This window comes from Ruegeria sp. BB10 (genome assembly GCF_056535725.1).
Window position 1 is genome coordinate 998,933 of the sequence record NZ_JBQFIW010000001.1, and the last position, 20,867, is coordinate 1,019,799.

22 protein-coding genes and 1 tRNA gene are annotated in these 20,867 nt (G+C 55.8%); 17 read left to right on the forward strand and 6 right to left on the reverse strand.

Going from position 1 to position 20,867, the window contains the following annotated elements:
* Positions 1–153: 153 nt before the first annotated feature.
* The 7 genes from ACR3EP_RS05000 (at position 154) to argE (ending at position 7,285) form a co-directional block, all read left to right on the forward strand.
* Complete coding sequence (locus ACR3EP_RS05000; protein ID WP_480636619.1) at positions 154–753, forward strand: helix-turn-helix transcriptional regulator; 600 nt, start codon at positions 154–156, stop codon at positions 751–753.
* A gap of 287 nt (positions 754–1,040) precedes the next feature.
* Positions 1,041–2,321 (forward strand): flavin-containing monooxygenase, encoded by a 1,281-nt coding sequence (locus tag ACR3EP_RS05005; protein ID WP_170358437.1) that lies wholly within the window; start codon positions 1,041–1,043, stop codon positions 2,319–2,321.
* Between the two features lie 17 nt (positions 2,322–2,338).
* The gene (locus ACR3EP_RS05010; RefSeq protein ID WP_170330089.1) at positions 2,339–2,755 is read left to right on the forward strand and encodes a RidA family protein; all 417 of its coding nucleotides are present in this window, start codon (positions 2,339–2,341) and stop codon (positions 2,753–2,755) included.
* A gap of 89 nt (positions 2,756–2,844) precedes the next feature.
* Complete coding sequence (locus ACR3EP_RS05015) at positions 2,845–3,519, forward strand: DUF1028 domain-containing protein (protein WP_480636621.1); 675 nt, start codon at positions 2,845–2,847, stop codon at positions 3,517–3,519.
* A gap of 15 nt (positions 3,520–3,534) precedes the next feature.
* The gene (locus ACR3EP_RS05020) at positions 3,535–5,031 is read left to right on the forward strand and encodes an aldehyde dehydrogenase (protein WP_480636623.1); all 1,497 of its coding nucleotides are present in this window, start codon (positions 3,535–3,537) and stop codon (positions 5,029–5,031) included.
* Positions 5,032–5,056: 25 nt separating this feature from the next.
* Positions 5,057–5,995, forward strand: coding sequence for a LysR substrate-binding domain-containing protein (locus ACR3EP_RS05025; RefSeq protein ID WP_480636625.1), 939 nt, complete (start codon positions 5,057–5,059; stop codon positions 5,993–5,995).
* Between the two features lie 141 nt (positions 5,996–6,136).
* Positions 6,137–7,285, forward strand: a complete 1,149-nt coding sequence (argE, locus tag ACR3EP_RS05030) for an acetylornithine deacetylase (protein WP_480636627.1) — start codon at positions 6,137–6,139, stop codon at positions 7,283–7,285.
* 74 nt (positions 7,286–7,359) lie between these two features.
* Here argE and ACR3EP_RS05035 read toward each other — a convergent pair whose 3' ends face one another.
* The 5 genes from ACR3EP_RS05035 to ACR3EP_RS05055 form a co-directional block, all read right to left on the reverse strand.
* On the reverse strand, positions 7,360–8,397 hold the full coding sequence (locus tag ACR3EP_RS05035; protein WP_170348687.1) for an extracellular solute-binding protein: 1,038 nt from the start codon (positions 8,395–8,397) through the stop codon (positions 7,360–7,362).
* Between the two features lie 19 nt (positions 8,398–8,416).
* Entirely contained in the window at positions 8,417–9,226 is an 810-nt protein-coding gene (locus tag ACR3EP_RS05040; protein ID WP_170348688.1) for an ABC transporter permease, read from the reverse strand.
* 3 nt (positions 9,227–9,229) lie between these two features.
* Positions 9,230–10,159 carry an ABC transporter permease gene (locus ACR3EP_RS05045; RefSeq protein ID WP_170394038.1) on the reverse strand — a complete coding sequence of 310 codons (930 nt, stop codon included), beginning with the start codon at positions 10,157–10,159 and terminating at the stop codon, positions 9,230–9,232.
* Entirely contained in the window at positions 10,159–11,250 is a 1,092-nt protein-coding gene (locus tag ACR3EP_RS05050) for an ABC transporter ATP-binding protein (RefSeq protein WP_170348690.1), read from the reverse strand. Before ACR3EP_RS05050 ends, ACR3EP_RS05045 begins: the two co-directional genes overlap by 1 nt.
* Positions 11,251–12,286: 1,036 nt before the next feature.
* Positions 12,287–12,376: transfer RNA gene (locus tag ACR3EP_RS05055), tRNA-Ser, on the reverse strand.
* Between the two features lie 123 nt (positions 12,377–12,499).
* Here ACR3EP_RS05055 and ACR3EP_RS05060 point away from each other — a divergent pair.
* The 9 genes from ACR3EP_RS05060 to ACR3EP_RS05100 all read left to right on the forward strand — a co-directional run bounded on the left by ACR3EP_RS05060 (position 12,500) and on the right by ACR3EP_RS05100 (position 19,964).
* Positions 12,500–13,342 (forward strand): DUF2059 domain-containing protein, encoded by an 843-nt coding sequence (locus tag ACR3EP_RS05060; protein WP_480636630.1) that lies wholly within the window; start codon positions 12,500–12,502, stop codon positions 13,340–13,342.
* The gene (locus tag ACR3EP_RS05065; RefSeq protein ID WP_480636632.1) at positions 13,342–14,142 is read left to right on the forward strand and encodes a DUF2059 domain-containing protein; all 801 of its coding nucleotides are present in this window, start codon (positions 13,342–13,344) and stop codon (positions 14,140–14,142) included. Before ACR3EP_RS05060 ends, ACR3EP_RS05065 begins: the two co-directional genes overlap by 1 nt.
* A 210-nt stretch (positions 14,143–14,352) precedes the next feature.
* The gene (locus ACR3EP_RS05070) at positions 14,353–14,973 is read left to right on the forward strand and encodes a 50S ribosomal protein L21 (protein WP_170375320.1); all 621 of its coding nucleotides are present in this window, start codon (positions 14,353–14,355) and stop codon (positions 14,971–14,973) included.
* 11 nt (positions 14,974–14,984) lie between these two features.
* Positions 14,985–15,254, forward strand: coding sequence for a 50S ribosomal protein L27 (rpmA, locus tag ACR3EP_RS05075; RefSeq protein ID WP_010440093.1), 270 nt, complete (start codon positions 14,985–14,987; stop codon positions 15,252–15,254).
* Between the two features lie 93 nt (positions 15,255–15,347).
* On the forward strand, positions 15,348–15,956 hold the full coding sequence (locus tag ACR3EP_RS05080) for a LysE family translocator (RefSeq protein WP_480636634.1): 609 nt from the start codon (positions 15,348–15,350) through the stop codon (positions 15,954–15,956).
* Positions 15,953–16,489, forward strand: coding sequence for a GNAT family N-acetyltransferase (locus ACR3EP_RS05085; protein ID WP_170358452.1), 537 nt, complete (start codon positions 15,953–15,955; stop codon positions 16,487–16,489). Before ACR3EP_RS05080 ends, ACR3EP_RS05085 begins: the two co-directional genes overlap by 4 nt.
* A gap of 37 nt (positions 16,490–16,526) precedes the next feature.
* Positions 16,527–17,561 (forward strand): GTPase ObgE, encoded by a 1,035-nt coding sequence (gene obgE, locus ACR3EP_RS05090; protein WP_226688453.1) that lies wholly within the window; start codon positions 16,527–16,529, stop codon positions 17,559–17,561.
* Positions 17,549–18,655, forward strand: a complete 1,107-nt coding sequence (gene proB, locus ACR3EP_RS05095; protein ID WP_170358454.1) for a glutamate 5-kinase — start codon at positions 17,549–17,551, stop codon at positions 18,653–18,655. The genes obgE and proB overlap by 13 nt, the downstream gene beginning before the upstream one ends.
* 46 nt (positions 18,656–18,701) lie before the next feature.
* Entirely contained in the window at positions 18,702–19,964 is a 1,263-nt protein-coding gene (locus tag ACR3EP_RS05100) for a glutamate-5-semialdehyde dehydrogenase (RefSeq protein WP_170348698.1), read from the forward strand.
* On the opposite strand, the gene ACR3EP_RS05105 is transcribed toward ACR3EP_RS05100, so the two are convergent.
* Positions 19,961–20,557: a histidine phosphotransferase family protein gene (locus ACR3EP_RS05105; protein ID WP_254440172.1), complete on the reverse strand. Its 597-nt coding sequence runs from the start codon at positions 20,555–20,557 to the stop codon at positions 19,961–19,963. The two genes, ACR3EP_RS05100 and ACR3EP_RS05105, sit on opposite strands and share 4 nt — an antisense overlap.
* Before the next feature lie 42 nt (positions 20,558–20,599).
* Here ACR3EP_RS05105 and ACR3EP_RS05110 point away from each other — a divergent pair, with 42 nt between their 5' ends.
* Positions 20,600–20,782 carry a DUF3553 domain-containing protein gene (locus ACR3EP_RS05110; RefSeq protein WP_170348700.1) on the forward strand — a complete coding sequence of 61 codons (183 nt, stop codon included), beginning with the start codon at positions 20,600–20,602 and terminating at the stop codon, positions 20,780–20,782.
* Positions 20,783–20,867 lie beyond the last annotated feature (85 nt).

The following is a 20,867-nucleotide window of genomic DNA, read 5'->3' on the forward strand; positions in this document are numbered from 1 at the left end:
CTCTACAGGTGGCTGGATGCAACCTGTTCCTTCGACAACTTCGCAATCATCGCATTTTTTCGGCGCAGCAGCCCAATGGTGCTTATGACCCATGCCCGCAACAGCCGCGTTTTTGAGCGGATCGACAGCCACTATGTCAAAGGCGCTTATCTGTTGGATCCGTTTTATGGCCTGCATCAAAGCCGCGCGGCGGACGGTCTTTACAGATTGACCGATGTTGCCCCGGATCAGTTTCAACGGAACGAGTACTTTAAATCCTATTACACAAACACGACGCTGACGGACGAGCTGGCCTTTTACGCCGGTCTCAACCCCATGAGTTCGATCACTGTTTGTCTCGGCAGGGACGCAACCACTGCATCGCGTTTTTCCAGCAAGGATTTTTCCATCGCAAAAAATGTAGCGCCGATCGTCAATGCGCTGGTGAGAAGGAATTGGCCTGATCTGAAGCCCTCGAATGAAAAAAAGCCGGAAGATATCGTCGCGCAACTGCGTCAGCGTTTGTCCGTTGAACAAGATATCGGTTTAAGTCCGAGGCAGGCGCAGGTGGCGTTGTTAATCCTGCAGGGTCATTCATCGATTTCTATTGGCCTGACACTGGGTATCAGCCCTCAGACCGTCAAGGTTTTGCGCAAGCAACTCTACCGGAAATGTCATATCTCTTCGCAGGGTGAACTATACTATCTGATCGCGCCGTATCTGTCGGAAAGCGGACAACCGGCTGGGAAACAGGGGCAATTCCCGGCGGGTTAGTCAAAGCCTAATTAAGAGTAAGTTAGACAGTAATTTCGTCTGTTCCCAACTTGTGAAACCTTTACCCGGAAACGTGCAAAACGTGCTGGAATGGCACAGGAAACGGAACGCCAAAGCGGCCCTTGTTCGGTGTTGGCCGATGCGATGGCTCTGCTCTGATGTCTTCTGTTTTGAATGTGCAAGGTCTTCGGCCGGTTGTGGTCGTACGTCCATCCAGGCAGCGCAAGATGCACGCGCACAACGACCTTTTCAGGTCAATTCGAGACGCAGTAATAGGGAACCGACACATGTCCATTGAGAAAACGGATACGCTGGTTGTTGGCGGCGGGCAGGCGGGTATCGCGCTAAGCGAGCACCTTGGAAACAACGATGTGCCCCATATCATTCTGGAAAAGAACCGAACTGCCGAGGCGTGGCGCACCGGCCGTTGGGATGCATTGGTTGCGAATGGACCATGCTGGCATGACCGTTTTCCCAGCCTCCAGTTCAACGGGGATGACCCGGATGCGTTTGTGCCAAAGGACCGTGTCGCCGAATACCTGGTAGAATACGCAGAAATGGTGAACGCCCCAATCCGCGAGGGTGTTGAGGCGCTGAACGCTGAACGGTTGCCCGGCGAAGGTGGGTTCCGTGTTGAGACGACCGCCGGTGAAATCCATGCCAAGCGCATTGTCGCCGCAACAGGCGCTTTCCAGCACCCGGTTATTCCGCCCATTGTGCCGGAAACGGCTGGCGTCGAGCAACTTCATTCCTTTTACTACAAAAACCCCGAGCAACTGCCCGAAGGGGCGGTGATGGTTGTGGGCGCCGGCTCGTCCGGTGCTCAGATTGCGGATGAGTTAAATCGCGCCGGTCGCAAGGTGTTCCTGTCTGTTGGTCCTCATGACCGCCCCCCGCGTCGCTATCGTAGCCGCGATAATGTTTGGTGGCTGGGCGTTCTGGGACTCTGGGATATGGCTGCACAGAAACCAGGTACTGAACACGTCACGATCTCGGTCAGCGGCGCGAATGGCGGCCACACGATGGATTTCCGCCGCTTGGGAAATGAAGGGGTGACCCTTACCGGGATGACCAAAAGCTTCGAGAACGGTATTCTCAGCTTTGCCGATGATCTCCAAGGCAACGTCGCTGCGGGCGATGCCAACTACCTTGAAATGCTGGACATGGCGGACGCCTATATCGCTCGTACTGGTATTGATTTGCCCGAAGAGCCAGAGGCACGAGAGCGGTTTGCTGATCCCGATAGCCTAACCAATCCCCTGACTTCAGTCGATTTTGCTAAGGAAGGCATCACGACAATTATCTGGGCGACAGGCTTCCGTCAGGATTTCAGTTGGATCAAGGCCGACGCATTTGACGCCAAAGGCGCACCGATCCATCAGCGAGGCGTTTCTGTCGAGCCCGACATCTATTTTCTGGGCCTGCCATGGCAATCGCGACGCGGTTCAACCTTCATTTGGGGTGTCTGGCACGACGCGAAATACATCGCCGATCAGATCGCTATTCAACGCGCTTATGCCGAATACGACGGCGAAGCTGCGATCATCGCCCCCGCCGCGGCGGAATAAGTAGTCAGGACTTCGAAATGGCCCATACACGCATTCGCAAATTCAACACCAAAGAAACCTATCCTGAGCAAAACCTGGATAACGACCTGTGTCAGGCCGTTGTGACACAGGGCGGCAAAACGGTTTACTTGCGCGGTCAGTGCCCGCAAAATCTGGATGATGCGGTAAATATCGACAGTCATGATCCGGTCGAACAGACCCACAAAGTGATGCAGAACATCAAACAGTTGATCGAAGAAGCCGGCGGCTCGATGGAGCATCTGGTCAAGGTGGTCGTCTACATCACCGATGTCCGCCACCGTGAGGCTGTTTACCGTACTATGGGCGAGTACATCAAAGGTGTTCATCCTGTTTCGACAGGGCTGGTCGTTCAGGCTCTGGCGCGTCCCGACTGGTTGGTTGAAATCGACGGAACCGCCGTTATTCCCGATTGATCCACCAGATCAACCACCTTAGCCGGACCGCGCCACTTGTTCTCCTCCAAACAGGCGCGGTCCGGACTTTCTATTTTCAGGAGATCCGAATGACTTTTTCACTGGTCGCCCGCTGCGCTGAAACCGGCATGTTCGGTCTGGCGATTTCGTCATCGTCACCCGCTGTGGCTGCGCGCTGTTCTTTTGCGCGTGCAGGTGTTGGCGCGGTTGCATCGCAGAACGTTACAGACCCAAGCCTCGGTCCGTTGACGCTGGACCTGATGGAGCGGGGCAAGACAGCACCTCAAGCAATCGAGGCCATGACCGCAAAGGCAAAATTCATCGAATACCGGCAGGTTCTGGCGGTGGATATCGCCGGGCGCACGGCGATCCATTCCGGTCCCAACAGCCTTGGAATCTGGACGCAAGCACAGGCTGAAAATGTCGCCTCGGGCGGCAACCTTTTGGCCAATGACGGAGTCCCGCAGGCCATCGTCGATGGCTTTCTGTCGGCCTCGGGCCATATCGGCGACCGTCTGATCGCCGCCATGCGCGCCGGATTGGCCGCAGGGGGCGAGGCTGGCCCGGTGCATTCCGCAGGCATGAAAATTGTCGACAAAGTCAGTTGGCCCGTCGCCGATCTTCGCTGTGACTGGACCGAGGATTGCCCCATTGAGGCCATCGCGACCACCTGGGACATCTATAAGCCGCATCTTGACGCCTATGTCCAGCGTGCGCTCGACCCGAGCGAGGCACCGTCTTATGGCGTCCCCGGCGACGAATAATCAGGGAGAAACAAAATGTTGGACAATACCCACGCGGATTGGAAAAGCCTCGCCGCCGGTCTGTCGTTCCGGGATCAAGCCTTTATCGACGGTAAATTCACCGATGCCGTGTCAGGCAAGACTTTTGACAGTATAAACCCGGCCACAGGTGCGGTTCTGACACCGGTCGCCGAATGTGACGAAGAAGACGTCAATCGTGCCGTTGCCGCAGGTCGTGTTGCCTTTGAGGATGGCCGCTGGTCGCGTATGGCTCCGGGTGACCGTAAGGCAGTGATGCTGAAGCTGGCTGACTTGATCCGGGAAAATCTGGAGGAGATGGCGCTGCTGGACAGCCTTGATATGGGCAAGCTGGTAACTGATGCGGCGACTATCGACGCGCCGGGCTCGGCACATTTCTTTCAGTGGTACGCCGAGGCCATCGACAAGGTCTATGATGAAGTGGCCCCAACCGGCCCTGGCGATCTGGCGTTGGTCAGCCGCGTGCCGCTGGGCGTTGTTGGTGCCGTGACCCCTTGGAACTTTCCGCTGGACATGGCGACTTGGAAAGCCGCCGCAGCGCTGGCTGCGGGAAACTCGGTTGTGCTTAAACCCGCAGAACAATCGCCCCTGTCAGCACTTCGCCTGGCAGAGCTGGCGGCTGAAGCCGGTGTTCCGGATGGCGTCTTCAACGTTGTTCCCGGTTTTGGGGTGACGGCGGGCAGGGCACTTGGCCTGCATATGGATGTCGACTGCCTGGCCTTCACTGGTTCTACCGCGATTGGTAAAATGTTCATGCAATATTCGGGCCAGTCGAACCTGAAACAGGTCTGGCCGGAAACGGGCGGCAAAAGCCCCAATCTGGTCTTCGCCGATTGCGAGGATCTGGACGCCGCCGCGGACATGGCGGCCTTTGGCATCTTTTTCAATCAGGGCGAAGTGTGTTCGGCCAACTCTCGGCTTTATGTAGAGCGCTCGATCAAGGATGCGTTTGTTGAAAAGCTGATTGCCCGCGCGCAAGCAATGCAGCCTGGCGACCCGCTAGACCCGGCATCGAAGATGGGAGCGATCGTCGATGAGAAGCAAACACAAGGCATCATGCGCTTTGTGGACGAGGGTAAGAACACGGCCAATCTGGTGACAGGGGGTGAACGTGTTACCGTGGACGGTAAAGGTTGTTTTGTTCAACCGACCATCTTTGACGACGTGACCCATGACAACCCATTGGCGCGGGATGAGATTTTCGGCCCCGTCTTGTCGGTGATCCCGTTTGACACCGAAGAGCAGGCGGTCACGATGGCAAATGACTCGATCTATGGATTGGCCGCGTCAGTCTGGACTGACAACCTGTCACGCGCTTGCCGGGTGTCTGACAAGCTGATGGCGGGAACCGTCTCGGTCAACACGGTGGACGCATTGTCAGCCATGACACCATTCGGAGGCATGAAACAGTCAGGTTTTGGACGCGATTTGTCATTGCACTCACTTGAAAAGTATACTGCTTTGAAGACCACGTGGATCAAGTACAAGGCTTAATCCACGGCCAAGCGGAGATGTACCATTGCCTTTCAGATACACGCTGCGACAGCTTGAGTATTTTGTTGCGGTCGGGAAGGCGGGCAGTATCGCTGCGGCCAGCGACAAGCTGAACGTGTCGTCGCCGTCGATTTCGGCGGCGATAACTCAGCTTGAGGTCGAATTCGGCGTTACGTTGTTTGTGCGCGAACATGCGCGCGGTCTGTCGCTGACGAAGGCGGGACACAAGATCATGGAACGAACCGAGTTCGTTCTGCGTGAAGCCGAACTGCTGGCCACGCTTGCTGGGGAAATCACGGGTAAGGTTCAGGGCATTCTGTCCGTAGGGTGTCTTGTGACATTCGCTCAGATCGTCTTGCCGGGCTTGCGGCGCGAATTCGAGGACAGCTACCCTAATGTACAAATTGAACAACGTGAATTGAATCAGGCTGACATCTTTAGCCAATTGCGCCGGGCCGAGCTGGACATTGCACTGACATACGACCTGGACATTCCCACTGATCTTGAATTCCAACCTCTGCACGCGCTCCCGCCCTATGTGGTTTTGGGAGAAGACCATCCCTTGGCGAAGCAGGTCGAATTAACGATTCCAGACCTGCAGGACAGCCCGATGGTTCTGTTGGACCTTCCATTCAGCGGTGAGTATTTCTTGTCGTTTTTCCGCGAGGCCAATATAAAGCCCAATATCGCGGAACGCACCGCAGATATGTCGGTGATGCGTTCACTGGTTGCCAACGGATTCGGCTTTTCCATTGCAAATATTCGCCCCTTGAACAGCTTGTCACCGGACGGAAAGAAACTGATTTTTGTGCCTTTGGCTGGAGAGGTGCGCCCCATGCGCCTTGGTCTGCTGCGCGCCCGGGCCGAGAATGAAACAAACACTCTGAAAACCTTTGTCGATCATTGTGCGCACGCCGTAAAATCGGGAACCCTCCCGGGTTTGTGCATTCAAGAGAAAGAGTGACCGCAGGTCCTTAGAAATCTCCTAACCTCTGCTTCGTCATTCCCAGATTTAAGTATTCTGCCTGTCGTATAGGCTAATCTACAATCCCCAACGCAGAGGGGGTCAAACCGGTCGGCAATCCGAAAAGCAGGTTCAAGTCGCATGACGTCTACACTGGGTATTCTCGATAAACTGGTTGGCTTCGATACGGTCAGCAAGAACTCGAACCTCGAACTTGCCGCTTATGTCGAAGAGTTTCTAGAGGCGCGCGGCTTTGCGGTTCATCGCATCACCGATCCCGGCGGCGACAAAACTGGGCTCTACGCGGAAAAAGGCCCTGACGGTGACGGAGTTCTGCTGTCTGCGCATACGGATGTTGTCCCAGTCGAAGGCCAAAGCTGGACCAAAGACCCGTTTTGCCTGACGCAAGAAGGTAACCGTGTCTACGGTCGTGGCACCACTGATATGAAGGGTTATGTGGCGTCGGTTATGGCTTTGGCAGACCGGACTGCTGGGGTTGACCTGCGAGAACCCCTTAAGATCGCGTTGTCCTATGACGAAGAGGTGGGATGCGTCGGTATTCAGCACATGCTGGATCGGCTCGCCCCAATGCTGGGTCAGCCCCGCGCGTGTTTCGTCGGCGAACCGACAGAAATGCAGGTCGCTATCGGGCACAAAGGCAAAGCTGCGCTGCGCGCTGTTTGCCACGGTCAAAGCGGGCATTCCGCGCTGGCCCCTAAATTTGTCAATGCACTGCATCTTGCAACCGATTTTGTCGCCGAGTTGCGTGCGCTACAAGACGTTTACGCCAAGAGTGGCAACAGCGACCCGGCTTACTCGGTGCCCTATACGACCTTCCACATGGGTATACTGTCGGGCGGCAGAGCCCTGAATATTGTGCCCGACCGCGCTGAGTTGACCTTTGAATACCGTCATCTTGCTTTGGATCATGGCAAGGATATTCTGTCACAGATCCAAGACGCAGCGGTCAGGGTAGGGGCCCGGTATCAGGCCCTATGCTCGGAGGCGCGCATTGAGGTCGAACAGTATAACGCCTATCCCGGACTGGATGTTGTCGAGACCGAGGGAGTCATCGCTTACGCCCAGAAACTTGCGCAAAGCAACGCCACCACCAAAGTCGCCTTTGGCACCGAGGCCGGGTTTTTCAGCGAGTTGGGGATTCCAACTGTTGTCTGCGGGCCGGGTTCCATGGAACGTCAGGGACACAAGCCGGATGAATACCTTGAAATCGAACAGCTTAACGCGTGCGACGCGATGATGGATCGCATCCTCGAAGACATCAGCCGCTAAACAACAACCCCTTACTGAAACCGAAAAAGCCCCCGGAAAAACCGGGGGCTTTGGCGTCAGGAATAAGGCCTGAATTATTTCTTCAAGTTGGTCCAGATCTGGTCATAGACCGCCTGGGTTTCCTCATCACATACTTCGATGAACACGCCCGAGCCTGCATTGGCATGAGGGTTCTTTTCGGGTTGTTCAGCCAGCTTCGGGTCTAGAAATTCACCCACACCGTTCACACCGGCGTTGTACTGCGCAAAATTGGACACGGCTGCGATATTCTCGGGCTCCAGCAGAAAATCCATGAATATCAGCGCGTTCTCGCGGTTGGGGGCGTCTTTTAGCAGAACGACATTGTCCATCCAGGCGATGTAACCTTGTGTCGGAAAGGCGTATTCCACATTGGCGCCTTCCTCGCGCGCCTTGGCAGAGAACCCGTCATAAATCTGGCCTACGGCTGCGTCACCGGAAACCAGAACCTCTTTCGCGGTATCCGAATTGAACGACGCCCAGTGCTGCTTAGCTTCTTGCAGCATGGCATTCAGCGCCTTCAACTGCTCGCGGTCAGTGGAACATTGCGGGATACCCATATGCAACGCGGCCATGGCCATCACTTCGCCCTGGCTGTCCAACATGTTGATACGACCTTGCAGCTCAGCTGGCGGATTGAACAGAATATCGGTGGTTTGAATATCGCCGTCAAACGCATCACGGCTGACTGCAAAACTGGTCGAGCCCCACTGATACGGGATCGAGGACTGCCGACCGGGATCAAAACCGGGATCGGCCCATTCCTCGGCGATGTTGCCCTTGTTCTTCAATTCACCGTCGGCGATTGTGTCCAACATGCCTTCGCCGGCCATGATCGACACCATGTAATCGCCCGGAACCGATACGTCATAGGTTCCGATACCACCGGCCTTGAGCGAGGCCAGCATCGCCTCGTTCGAGTCGTAGGTGTCCATGGTGACATTGATGCCGGTTTCTTCGGTGAACTTGTCCAGCAGCTCTTGCGGGATGTACTCAAACCAATGGTACAGAACCAGTTCACCATCGGCGGCGGCAGCGTTCGCGCCAATAGCCAAAGCAATGGCAGCAACGCCGCTTCTCATCATATGTTTCATGTGTCTCTCCATCTGTTGGTTATTTTGTGTTGTCAGACTTGCTGACGAAATAGCTGATCGTGACCATGAGGATGGACACACTCAGCAACATGGTCGAAATCGCCATGATATTCGGTTTGATCCCTTGTTTGACCGAGCCAAAGATCGCCGTTGGCAAAGTCTCGACCCCGGCACCTTTCACAAAGTTGGTGATGATGAAGTCATCCAGGCTGACGATGAAGGCCAGCAGAAAACCTGATATGATGCCGGGCATCATCAGCGGGAGGAGGATCTTAGTGAATGCTTGCCGTTTAGTAGCATAGAGATCCAGTGCGGCCTGCTCATAACTGTCCTCGATCCCCTGCATACGGGCCGAGATCGGCAGATAGGCAAACGGAATACAAAAGGCGATATGGGCAAGTAGGATGGTAAGTAGCCCGCGTTCGAATCCGATCGAATTGAAGAAGATCAGGGTCGCGACGGCCAGAACGATCTCGGGCACCATCAGCGGCAGGCTGATCAACCCAAAGGACAATGTGCGAAAGCGGAACTTGCCACCTCGAACCATGCCAGTTGCGGCCAACGTTGCAATTGCGGTTGCCGTGGTTGAGGCAATGATCGCAATGATAAAGCTGTTCCTGGCAGCCGTCTTGAACTTACCGCTTTCAGGCCCGGTAAAAACATCCGCATACCAACGGAGCGAAACGCCTTCCCAGTTGGTCAGTGATTGGGATGCGTTGAAGCTGTAGATCGTGACCACAACCAGCGGCGCATAGAGAATGACCAGACACAGCAGGGTGATCCCCTTGAAGCCAGTGTAAGACTTGATGTCGAATTGCTTGCTTGCCATGGATCAGCCCCCCGCCTTGTCGGCTTTGGCCTGCTGACGGGCCGAGAACATCAGGATGATCAAAACCATTGTCAGCAGGATCATCGACGCGGCCGCGCCAAACGGCCAGTTGCCGGCGTTGCCTTTGAACTGCTCCTCAATCAGCGAGCCGATCATAAAGTTTTTGGCGCCACCCAGAAGGTCGGGTGCAAGAAACGACCCCATCGACGGAACAAACACCAAAATACAACCCGCAAATACTCCGGGTTTGACCGCGGGAAGAAGCACGCGGTGCAGTGTGGTCCATTTCGACGCGTAGAGGTCGGCCGCGGCTTCGGAAAGGGCAAAGTTGTACCGTTCAACCGCTGCATAGATCGGCAACACCATGAAGGGCAGATATGAATAGAACAGGCCGAGCTGCACCGCAAAATTGGTGTTAACGATATGCAGGGGGCTGTCGATCAGGCCGATATTCATCAGAAAGTCGTTCAACGGCCCCTGATCGCGCAGAAGGAATTTCATCGACACGGTCCTGATCAACAGGTTCACCCAATAGGGGATGGTAATCAGGAACACCCAAACCGGACGCATGCTTTCGGATCGGGTGGCGATGAAATAGGCCGTTGGAAAGCCGATCACGAGGCTGAGCAATGTAGCAGCACCTGCCTGCCAGATCGAGCGCCAGAAAATCGTGATATAGGTCCATTCTATCTTAGGGGGGTCGTCACCGAACAATCCTCGATCAAAGAAGAACTGATCATAAGCCGCCAGCGAGAATTCCCAAATGACGCCGCCCCGGAACTCTTTTGTCAGGAAAGAGTAGATCAGCATCATGATGACCGGCGCCAGAACCAGAATGGCCAGTGTCACCCATGCGGGCAGCAGAAGCCATGTTCGCGCCTCTTTATAGGTATCTGTCGTTGCGCTGCCGCCGCTTGCCGCACCCGCCGCCATTAGTCGACCAGGAGGCGACCAGCCCCCAGCTCCATGTTGACATACATTTCGGTGCCCGGCTCAAAAATCCGCTTGTTGCCGCGGTCTGAGTTTGAGGTGCGTACGACAAAATCTGGGCCATCCTGCAAATCCACGATGGTTGTGATATCTGTGCCGACAAAGATGTTTTCCTTGATCCGCCCTTTCAGGCTTTCGGTTTCGGCAGGGCTGTCCGACATAAACAACCGCTCTGGCCGGATTGACATGTGAACCTTGGAGCCGACGCCGACCCCCTCAACCGAGTTGCAGGTCAACTCATGCCCACCGCCAAGGTGGCAGGTCGCACGGCCATTCGAGATATCGTCAACGGAAACCTCCAATAGGTTGGTCTCGCCAATAAAATCAGCCACAAACATGTTGTGCGGACGCTCGTAAATGTCCGTCGGGGACCCCAGTTGCTGCAGCTCGCCAGCGGACATAACCGCGATGCGATCGGACATGGTCAACGCTTCTTCTTGGTCGTGGGTCACGAAGATAAAGGTGATCCCGGTTTCACGTTGCAGATGCTTCAGCTCAAGCTGCATTGCTTTGCGGAGCTTCAAATCGAGTGCAGACAGGGGTTCGTCCAACAACAAAACCTTGGGCTGAGGCGCCAGGGCACGTGCCAGCGCAACACGCTGTTGCTGGCCACCTGACAATTGGCTGGGCTTGCGGGCCGAGAACTGAGAGAGCTGTACCAATTCCAGCATCTCACCCGCTTTCTTACGCGCTTCGGATTTCGAGGCCCCGCGCATTTCCAACCCGAATGCAACATTGTCCAAAATGGTCATATGCGGAAACAAAGCATAGTTTTGGAAAACTGTGTTCACCGGGCGCTTGTTGGGAGGCAGGTTCTCGATTTCATCTCCGTATAGGTAGATCGCACCTTCGGTTACGGCCTCGAACCCGGCGATCATTCTAAGGAGAGTTGTCTTGCCACAGCCAGACGGACCCAGAAGGGTAAAGAACTCATTGTCCATGATCGACAGCGAGATCTTCTTGAGCGCCGTAAAATCGCCATAACGTTTTACCGCGTCCCGCACGTCAATCGCGATATTTTCTTTGCCAGACAATTGCGCCTCCCCTGAGCATCGCGAAATTCCATTCAGGTATATACGGGCTGCGTTGCCGTCCTAAGAATTGACTTCCTCACTAAACATTAGGATTTGCCTAATCATTTCTATTATCGCCTATAAATCAATGCGCTATCGTGGTTCAGCAGCTTTTTCAGCAAAAAGAAAAGCCCAGTGAACATATGTGAAGTGTCGCATTTTTCCCTGCGGTGATCTCGTCAACAATGGGAGCAACCGCTATTTAACGCGAAAGATTTTCAGTGTCCTAAATTTCGGAGCTTTTGTTCTCCACCTTCAATTTCGCGTCTGATGGCTGAATGAAGTTTGTCTGATTGGTGCGTATCCTGCGGCTTGGGGCAGAGCGTTTCACGCACCTAAACGTAGTTTTATGAACTGTCTGGCAAATTAGCTTTCAGGACATTTCTGGCGGTTGCCAAGGTTCCCTTTACTAATATTGGTCGGGAAGGGGAGTTAAATAAGTAACGCCCGCCATGCGCCTTCGATCACACCGGTCTACGCGCCCAGACGTATTGGTGACATCGCAAAGATCTGTGCGGATGTCAGCGCTCTTAAACTAGCCACGGGATGGGAGCCAGTTCACAGCGAGCTTGACAGGATTTTGGTTTCTATATCGGATCCTTCGTAAAGAGAGACAACTCAGACCGCTCTACGCGAGGCATGTCTTACTGCAGCGGTCACAAACGAATTGCCACAGGCCGTTACTACCTGAGATACCTGACACAGGAAGAAATCGCTCAGGTTAGGGCAGAACAGCGACAACGGCTTTCGCTGAAGCCTTTAAACCCCGCAACATTCAAAAGGGATCCCGCAGACGCAGGATCCCTATTTCGTTTGCCTGATTGCAGTCTGGAAGGGTGTCAATGTGTCATAGTCTGCGCCAAAGGGCCGTAATTGGCATAGCCGGAGGTTCTAAAATGGGGCGCAGTAGGACACCTATGGCCGTACCTGTCGACTAGGGCAGAAAGCACACTACACCCTGAATTTCTATTACTAGCTTTCAATTTCAAGAAGATAGTGGCGGAGAGACAGGGATTCGAACCCTGGGTGGGCTTGCACCCACAACGGTTTTCGAGACCGCCCCGTTCGACCACTCCGGCACCTCTCCGCGGGGGTCTGTGAGGGGGGGATTTAGTGAGGAACGCGCGGGGGTGCAAGCAGAAAATTCCCGAAATTCAATATGACGGGATTTTCCATTGCCAGACGGCACAAAACGCCTAGGCTTTGAAGTATGACTTATTCTCTTCGCCGCTCCGCTCTGACCCTATTCTTGTTGCTTCTGACACTGGCCATGGCGCCTGTGTCGTCCTTTGCCGCCGGGCGAGACAAGATCGAAGCGTTTCTGACTACAACTGGTTTTGACGTGGCGCTGGAAAGTATCGCGCTCTCTTCTGCGTCGGCGCCGCAGATGCTTGGTATAGACCCGGATGGTTTCGGCTCCGATTGGGCCCGACTGACCGAAGAAGTATTCGACACTGAAGACATGCATGAAACCGCCGTGTCGATTCTGGAGCAGACACTCAGAGATGAGGCGCTGCTTCATGCAGTGGAATTTTACGCCTCGGACCTGGGGCAGCGTCTGGTCGAGGCGGAAAACGCCTCGCATATGCTAGAAGATGACGAGGCCAAGCAGCAGCAGGGGCAAGAGATCGTGGCAGAGTTGATCAAAGACGGCTCTCACCGTGTCGAAAGCCTCAAACGCATGAATAGAGCCATTGATTCAAGCGGGACCGCATTGCGAGCCCTGCAAGAGATCCAACTGCGGTTTCTGCTGGCCGCCAGTGCTTCGGGGGTAATTGATCTTCAGTTGGATGCTGATCAACTGCGCCTCATGATGCGTCAGAACGAAACAAGCATGCGACAGGCGTTGCAGTTATCGGCCTTGGCCGGGGCTGCCTATACGTATCAGAATTTTTCCGATGCCGATGTGAACGCTTATGCCGATGCGCTAGAGCAGCCGCTGATGCAAGAGGTCTATGAACTGCTGAATGCCGTTCAGTATGAAATCATGGCCATGAAATTCGAAATTCTTGCCACTCGGATGGCGGACTTGCACCCGGCACAGGATATATGATGCGTTTTATCGCGACGTTCCTGGCGTTGTTCGTTTGGACCACGCCTTTGCAGGCCGAGGAAAAGGTCGAACAACTTATGCAGGCCCTGCAAGTGGACGCGGTCATCGACATCCTGCGGGACGAAGGCAGTACACTTGGGCAGGACCTTCAGCAAACCTTTCTGAACAACAATGGCGGCCCGGTCTTTCTGGATCAGGTAGACCGGATTTACGACGCGGACAGAATGCGTGATCAGATCGAAAGTGTATTCGCGGAAACCCTGACCGAAAGCCAGATGGACCGCGCCATCCTGTTTTTCGAAAGCGATTTAGGGCAGGCTATCACCTCGCTGGAATTATCCGCCCGTGTCGCCTTGGCAGATGAAGCCATCGAAGAAATGGCACAGGACGTCTACAGAAACGGTGATCGCAGCACGGAGCTATACCGGCTGGTCGACGAGTATATTCAGGTCAACAACCTGATTGACGAGAATGTGCATAACTCCATCAGTGCAGATTACAATTTTTTCCGTGGGATGAGCCTGGGGGTTGGTGGGGACGACGGGGAACTTCTGGCACAGCTGCTTGAGGAAAAAGACAGCATGACCGAAGACACACGAATGTGGCTGTATTCCTTTTTTCTGCTGGCATACAAGCCACTGACCGACAGTCAAATGCGCGAGAACATCGCCTTTTCACGCACTGAAACGGGCAAAGCGATCAATACGGCCCTGTTTGAAAGCTTTAACCGGATGTTCGACACGATCTATTATCAGCTGGGTCAGGCGGTCGCTCAGGTGCTGAAAGGATCGGACCTTTAGCGTCGCATTTGATGTTGACTTTCCCCCGCAATCCTTGGATAAGCGCGCATCCCGGCCGGTTCTTCCGCGCCGGGTCTCGTTATTATTGACCCAAAGGGCTTTTCCCACGGGTCGTCACACAGCCCGGAAAAAGGGCGCGCTGTTCGAGGTGGCGAAAGCCAAAACACCCAAACGGGGACCACAGAACGCGGTTTGGAAAAGGAAAGACGCATGTTTGCGGTCCTCAAGACTGGCGGCAAGCAGTACAAGGTTCAGGCGGGCGATGTGCTCCGTGTTGAAAAGCTGGCTGCCGACGCAGGTGAAAAAGTTCAATTCAACGATGTTCTGATGCTGGGCGGTGACGCACCGGTTGTTGGCGCACCCTTCGTTGAAGGCGCAGGCGTTCAGGCCGAAGTGATCGAACAGATCAAAGGTGACAAGGTCATCAACTTCGTCAAGCGTCGTCGTAAGCACAGCTCGAAGCGTACCGTTGGCCACCGTCAGAAACTGACTCTGGTCAAAATCACTGACATCCTGGCATCGGGCGCTGACAAATCGGGCATCAAAGCTGCAACTGGTTCGGCACCTGCTGGCGAAGCTGCTCCGGCAGCGAAAAAGCCTGCTAAGAAAGCTGAAGCCAAAGCAGAGGCACCTGCCGCTGCTGCTGCTGCCGCTGATGATCTGACAGCCCTGAACGGTGTCGGTCCCGCCGCCGCCAAAAAGCTGGCCGACGCCGGTATCGAGAGCTTTGCCGCTCTGGCCGCCTTGTCGGACGAGCAGATTGCTGCTATCGACACCATCAAAGTGAAACCCGAATGGGTTGAGCAGGCCAAAGAACTGGCTAAAGGCTAAGGAGAGAGAGAATGGCACATAAAAAAGCTGGCGGTTCCTCCCGTAACGGTCGCGACTCAGCTGGTCGCCGCCTTGGCGTGAAACTGTATGGTGGCCAGGCCGCCATCGCAGGTAACATCATCGTGCGTCAGCGCGGCACCAAGTTCTGGCCGGGCGAAGGCGTAGGCATGGGCAAGGATCATACAATCTTTGCAACTGTCGACGGCGCTGTGAAGTTCCACAAAGGCCTCAAAAACCGCACCTTTATTTCGGTCCTGCCAGTGGCGGAGGCCGCAGAGTAAGCCGAAACCCATAAGGTTTGAAAATTCTTGGGGGACCGGCAGAAAATGCCGGTCCCCTTTCTCGTTTTAACGTAGTTTTGATTGAACGCACCTATGCCCGTCGCAACCACAAGTTTCCTGATTTTCGCCGCCAGTCAGGTCGGCACCCCAGGACCCGCCAATATGGTCCTGTTGGGAACTGGTGCGCGCTATGGTTTTCGGGCGGCACTTCCGTTTGTCGGGGGCGTCATTGTAGGGAAGCAATTGATCATCTGGCCTGTGGGCTTTGGCCTGCTGCAACTGGCCGATCAGGCTCCGGGCGTATTTACAGCGCTGAAATACGCGTCAGCAGCCTATATCATGTGGCTGGCCTGGAAGATCGCCAACACACGCCTGTCGCGTCAGCAGGCTGATGGCAAAGCACCCGGGTTCTTGGCTGGTTTGATCGTTCATCCCTTAAATCCAAAGGCTTGGGCGATGATCATTGCAGGGTTTACCGGGTTTGTGGCGGCAGGGACGCCCAGTATTGAGGCCACAGTAACGATTGCTCTCTGTTTGTTGTTTTGTCAGGTCATTCTTCATCCAATTTGGACATTTGCGGGCGATAGAATTGCTTACGCGGTTGAAGGACGGCCAATTGAAAAATATCTGATGTGGACGTTAGCCAGTCTCACCGTTGCGTCCGTATTATTCGTGTTGTTCGGAGGAGGAACGCACTCATGAAGCTTGAGGCAATAATAAACCAGCCGGTCATTGAAACCGAGCGGTTCGATCTGCGACCATTGCGCCGGTCGGATTTGGGTCTCATTGAACATTATGCAGGTGATGAGCGCGTGGCGCGCATGACCACAGCAATTCCACATCCGCTGCCACCGGGTTCGACCGAAGCTTTTGTGACGCGCGCGATGTCCGAAGAACGCGATGAAGACGTCTGGGCAATGGATGCCACCAAAGATGGCGGCCCCGAGCTGATCGGCCTGATCTCGCTGACGCGCCTGGATCGCAACCAGTCCGAGGTGGGCTATTGGGTCGCGCCGGTCTATTGGAACACGGGCGTTGCCTCGATGGCGGTCGAAGCGCTGGTCAATGCCAACCCGTTGGAAAACGCCACTATGTTTGCCAGCGTTTTTCAGGACAATCCGGCCTCGGCGCGGGTGTTGACCCATTGCGGGTTTGAATATCTGGGTGATGCCGAAACCTATTCGGTGGCGCGTGATGCGAATGTGCCCACCTGGACGTATACTAAGAAACTCTGACTTGTGGCCGATGGGGCCTTTGCAGTAGGGGACACACATGAAATTTCTCGATCTTGCAAAGGTCTACATCCGGTCCGGTGCCGGAGGTGGCGGCTGCGTCAGCTTTCGGCGCGAAAAGTACATCGAATACGGCGGTCCCGATGGCGGTGATGGCGGTAAAGGCGGATCTGTCTGGGCCGAGGTCGTTGACGGGTTGAACACCCTCATCGACTTCCGCTATCAGCAGCATTTCTTTGCCAAGAACGGTCAACCCGGTCGGGGTCAGCAGCGCACCGGCAAGGACGGCGACGACATTGTCTTGCGGGTGCCGGTTGGTACCGAGATTCTGGACGAAGACGAAGAAACCATCATCTGCGATCTGACTGAGGTCGGTCAGCGGGTTTTGCTGGCCAAAGGCGGCAATGGTGGCTTCGGCAACCTGCACTTTAAATCTGCCACCAACCAGGCCCCGCGCCGGGCCAATCCGGGGCAGGCGGGGATCGACCGTACGATCTGGCTGCGGCTGAAACTGATCGCTGATGTGGGTCTGCTGGGCATGCCCAATGCGGGTAAGTCGACCTTTCTGGCCGCAACATCCAACGCCCGTCCGAAAATTGCGGATTATCCCTTTACCACGCTGCACCCGAACCTGGGTGTGGTCGGCGTTGATAACGTCGAGTTTGTCGTGGCTGACATTCCCGGCCTGATCGAAGGCGCCCACGAAGGCCGTGGGATCGGAGATCGTTTTCTGGGTCACGTGGAACGCTGCGCCGTTCTGCTGCATCTGGTCGATGGAACGTCTGAGACCGTGGCTGATGACTATCGGACCATTATTCACGAGCTTGAGGCTTATGGCGGCGAACTGGCTGAGAAACCTCGCATTACGGTGCTGAACAAGGTCGACGCACTGGATGACGAAGAACGCGAAGCGGCTAAGGCCGAGCTGGAAGAGGCCGTCGGCGGCCCCGTCATGACAATGTCCGGTGTGGCGCATCTGGGCGTGACCGAGGTTCTGCGCGCATTGCGTACCCAGATTGACGAAAACCGCCTGCGGCAAAAGCCCGTTGAGGAGGCGAAGACGTGGCAACCCTGACCTCAGCCAAGCGTCTGGTGGTCAAGATCGGGTCCGCCTTGCTGGTGGATCGGGACACGGGCCTTTTGCGCTCGGACTGGCTGCACTCCTTGGCGCAGGACGTAGCTTGGCTAAAGGGGCAGGGAACGGACGTCATTTTGGTGTCATCTGGGTCTATCGCGTTGGGTCGCGGGGTCTTGGGCTTGCCGATGGAGGCTTTGCCGCTGGAGAAATCTCAGGCTGCCGCTGCTGTAGGTCAGATCCGGCTGGCTCGCGCGTACGAGGAGGCGTTAACGCCGCATAAGATCACTACCGCGCAGGTCTTGGTGACGTTGGAGGACAGCGCTGACCGCCGCCGCTATCTGAACTCACGCGCGACACTTGAAACTTTGCTGGGTTTGGGTGTCGTGCCTATCGTCAACGAAAACGATACGGTCGCAACGGATGAAATCCGCTATGGCGACAATGATCGCTTGGCCGCACAGATCGCTGTCACGGTGGGCGCGGATCAGTTGATACTGCTATCTGACGTGGACGGTTTCTATACCGGCAACCCGAATGAGGACGCCTCGGCCACGCGTTACGACGTGATCGAAGAAATTACGCCTAAGATCGAACAGATGGCGGGTGACGCAGGGTCAGGCCTGTCCAAAGGCGGAATGAAGACAAAGCTGCTGGCTGCAAAGATGGCGACAGCCGCCGGGTGTGATATGGCGATTACTGAAGGATCGCCGCTGAACCCTCTGAAATCACTTGAAAACGGTGCGAATTGCACTTGGTTCACCGCGACCCTGGACCCACATGCGGCCCGGAAACGGTGGATCTCGGCGATGAAACCGCGTGGTGAAATCGTGGTGGACGCCGGCGCAGCCCGGGCACTTGGCAACGGTAAAAGCCTGTTGCCTGCCGGGATCGTCGAAGTGACCGGAGACTTTGGCCGTGGCGATCCTGTGGCCATTCTGGACCCAGAAGCGCGACGCTTGGCACAGGGCCTCAGCCGCTATACCGCGCAAGAAGCAGACGCGATCAAGGGGCGAAAGTCCTCGGAAATCGAGGCAACTCTGGGTTATCCGGGCAGGGCCGTGCTGATCCATCGAGACGATTTGGCGCGGTAGCCGAGCGATGTTAGAACACCAAAAGACCGACCGAAAGGCACCTGAGATGAAGGATTTCGACAGCATCCCCACACTGATGGCCGATCTTGGAAAACGCGCCAAGAAAGCCTCGGCCGAATTGGCTTTTGCCAGCGCCGAACGGAAACATGCAGCCCTGATCGCCGCCGCTGATGCGGTTTGGGCCAACCGTGCCGACATCATCGAGGCCAACAAGAAAGACCTGGAATTCGGTCGTGAAAAAGGTCTGAGCTCGGCAATGATGGATCGCCTGATGCTGGACGAGGCGCGCATTCAGGGCATGGTTGACGGGCTGCGCACGGTCGCGGATCAGGCTGATCCTGTGGGCGAGGTGTTAACCGAATGGGACATGCCCTCGGGTCTGCATATCCAGCGTGTGCGTACGCCTTTGGGTGTGATCGGTGTGATCTATGAAAGCCGCCCCAATGTGACAGCAGATGCTGGCGCGCTGTGCCTGAAATCGGGCAACGCGGTGATCCTTCGTGGCGGGTCCGAGAGCTTTCATTCTTCGGGCGCCATCCACGCTTGTCTGGTCCAAGGGCTAAAGGCCGCAAACCTGCCCGAGGATTCCATCCAACTGGTGCCGACGCGAGACCGCGCTGCGGTTCAGGAATTGCTCACCCTGACGGATTATGTCGATGTTATCGTCCCGCGCGGGGGTAAAGGCCTGGTGGGGCTAGTGCAGCGCGAGGCGCGTGTACCTGTTTTCGCACATCTTGAAGGCATCGTGCATATCTACATCGACAAAGCCGCCGATCCGCAGAAAACGCTGAACGTGGTGATGAACGCTAAAACCCGGCGGACCGGAATCTGCGGCGCAGCCGAATGCCTGTTGATTCATCAGGATGTGGTGGAAACACTGGGACGCGACGTTATCGCCGCTCTAATGGCCGCAGGTGTTGAGGTTCACGCCGAAGGCGCGCTGGCCCAGAATGGCACCGTGGCTGCGACGGCCGATGACTGGGGCAAAGAATTCCTCGACAGTATCATAGCGGCGAGACCGGTCGCTGATATTGACGAAGCCATCGCGCATATTCGCCTCAATGGCTCGGACCATACCGACTGCATCATGACCGAGGACGAGACCGCTGCTGCGCGGTTCTTCGAACGGCTCGACAGTGCAATCCTGATGCACAATGCCTCAACCCAATTCGCCGATGGGGGTGAGTTTGGTATGGGCGCTGAGATCGGCATTGCGACCGGTAAGATGCATGCGCGTGGCCCGGTGGGTGCGGCGCAGCTGACCAGCTTTCAGTATCTTGTGCGCGGGAATGGAACGACCCGGTCTTAAAACCGGATCACAACGCGGGTTGAGGTGGTTTCCGCCGCAACCCGCCGCCCCACCGACGTGGCAGTCTTTGGCAAAAGAGCAAACTGCACCTGTGCGGGCGTGACTTTATTGGGGTATCGCCCTGTCGGCAGATTCTTCCAAAGGTCATTATCCACATTCAGCTTGTCGGCTGATCCTGTGACCGTCCAGCTTTCAACATTTTGATCGATGGTCACTTCGCCCCCAAAAGGCATGGCGTTTTCGCAGCACATCAACGCCAGAAATGCCAGTTTGACCTGATTACGCGGCACCGCCTCGGTCAGGTGCCAGTTGACGCGCACGCGGCCTGCGCGTTCGACATCCTTTAACAGTTCCGAGACCTCGGTTCGGCCCAAAGGCTGATCGCTGGCTGAACCAAACGCCACGCGGAAAAACCGAATCCGCGCCCCGGCACTGCCAACACTGCCCGAGATAAGTTCCATCTCAGGCCCCTGGACTGCGCCAACCATCTCAAGCAGCTCCAGACCGTTGGTGATCGCCCCGATGGGGCTGATCAAATCGTGACAGATCCGGGACCCGATCAACTCGGCCAGGTTGACTGTGGTGTCGCTCATGCGTACCTCCTGCTGCATCTGCCGCCGGACCGGAGCCCTCGCATGACAGACCTTAATGCTATTCTTGCACCGGGCATGTACGTCCGCCACCCCGATTACCCCGATTGGGGCGTTGGACAGGTGCAGTCCAACATCGGGGGCAAGATCACCGTGAACTTTCGCGAGCAGGGGAAAGTGGTGATTGACGGAACGCGCATCGCCCTGATGCCGGTCTTTGATCTGTGAAACTGGTTTAGGAAAGGTTAACGGCCCCGCATATCCGCTCTTGTTGCCATCCCTACGGAAACTGCGGTATCAGCGCGCAAACAAG

Coding starts and splice junctions, on each gene's coding strand:
- ACR3EP_RS05105 (WP_254440172.1), bottom strand. CDS start 20,557: ATGAGCGACACCACAGTCAACCTGGCCGAGTTGATCGGGTCCCGGATC.
- ACR3EP_RS05060 (WP_480636630.1), top strand. CDS start 12,500: ATGACTTATTCTCTTCGCCGCTCCGCTCTGACCCTATTCTTGTTGCTT.
- ACR3EP_RS05110 (WP_170348700.1), top strand. CDS start 20,600: ATGACAGACCTTAATGCTATTCTTGCACCGGGCATGTACGTCCGCCAC.
- ACR3EP_RS05035 (WP_170348687.1), bottom strand. CDS start 8,397: ATGAAACATATGATGAGAAGCGGCGTTGCTGCCATTGCTTTGGCTATT.
- ACR3EP_RS05080 (WP_480636634.1), top strand. CDS start 15,348: ATGCCCGTCGCAACCACAAGTTTCCTGATTTTCGCCGCCAGTCAGGTC.
- ACR3EP_RS05100 (WP_170348698.1), top strand. CDS start 18,702: ATGAAGGATTTCGACAGCATCCCCACACTGATGGCCGATCTTGGAAAA.
- obgE (WP_226688453.1), top strand. CDS start 16,527: ATGAAATTTCTCGATCTTGCAAAGGTCTACATCCGGTCCGGTGCCGGA.
- rpmA (WP_010440093.1), top strand. CDS start 14,985: ATGGCACATAAAAAAGCTGGCGGTTCCTCCCGTAACGGTCGCGACTCA.
- argE (WP_480636627.1), top strand. CDS start 6,137: ATGACGTCTACACTGGGTATTCTCGATAAACTGGTTGGCTTCGATACG.
- ACR3EP_RS05020 (WP_480636623.1), top strand. CDS start 3,535: ATGTTGGACAATACCCACGCGGATTGGAAAAGCCTCGCCGCCGGTCTG.
- ACR3EP_RS05045 (WP_170394038.1), bottom strand. CDS start 10,159: ATGGCGGCGGGTGCGGCAAGCGGCGGCAGCGCAACGACAGATACCTAT.
- ACR3EP_RS05065 (WP_480636632.1), top strand. CDS start 13,342: ATGCGTTTTATCGCGACGTTCCTGGCGTTGTTCGTTTGGACCACGCCT.
- ACR3EP_RS05005 (WP_170358437.1), top strand. CDS start 1,041: ATGTCCATTGAGAAAACGGATACGCTGGTTGTTGGCGGCGGGCAGGCG.
- ACR3EP_RS05015 (WP_480636621.1), top strand. CDS start 2,845: ATGACTTTTTCACTGGTCGCCCGCTGCGCTGAAACCGGCATGTTCGGT.
- ACR3EP_RS05070 (WP_170375320.1), top strand. CDS start 14,353: ATGTTTGCGGTCCTCAAGACTGGCGGCAAGCAGTACAAGGTTCAGGCG.
- ACR3EP_RS05040 (WP_170348688.1), bottom strand. CDS start 9,226: ATGGCAAGCAAGCAATTCGACATCAAGTCTTACACTGGCTTCAAGGGG.
- ACR3EP_RS05010 (WP_170330089.1), top strand. CDS start 2,339: ATGGCCCATACACGCATTCGCAAATTCAACACCAAAGAAACCTATCCT.
- ACR3EP_RS05085 (WP_170358452.1), top strand. CDS start 15,953: ATGAAGCTTGAGGCAATAATAAACCAGCCGGTCATTGAAACCGAGCGG.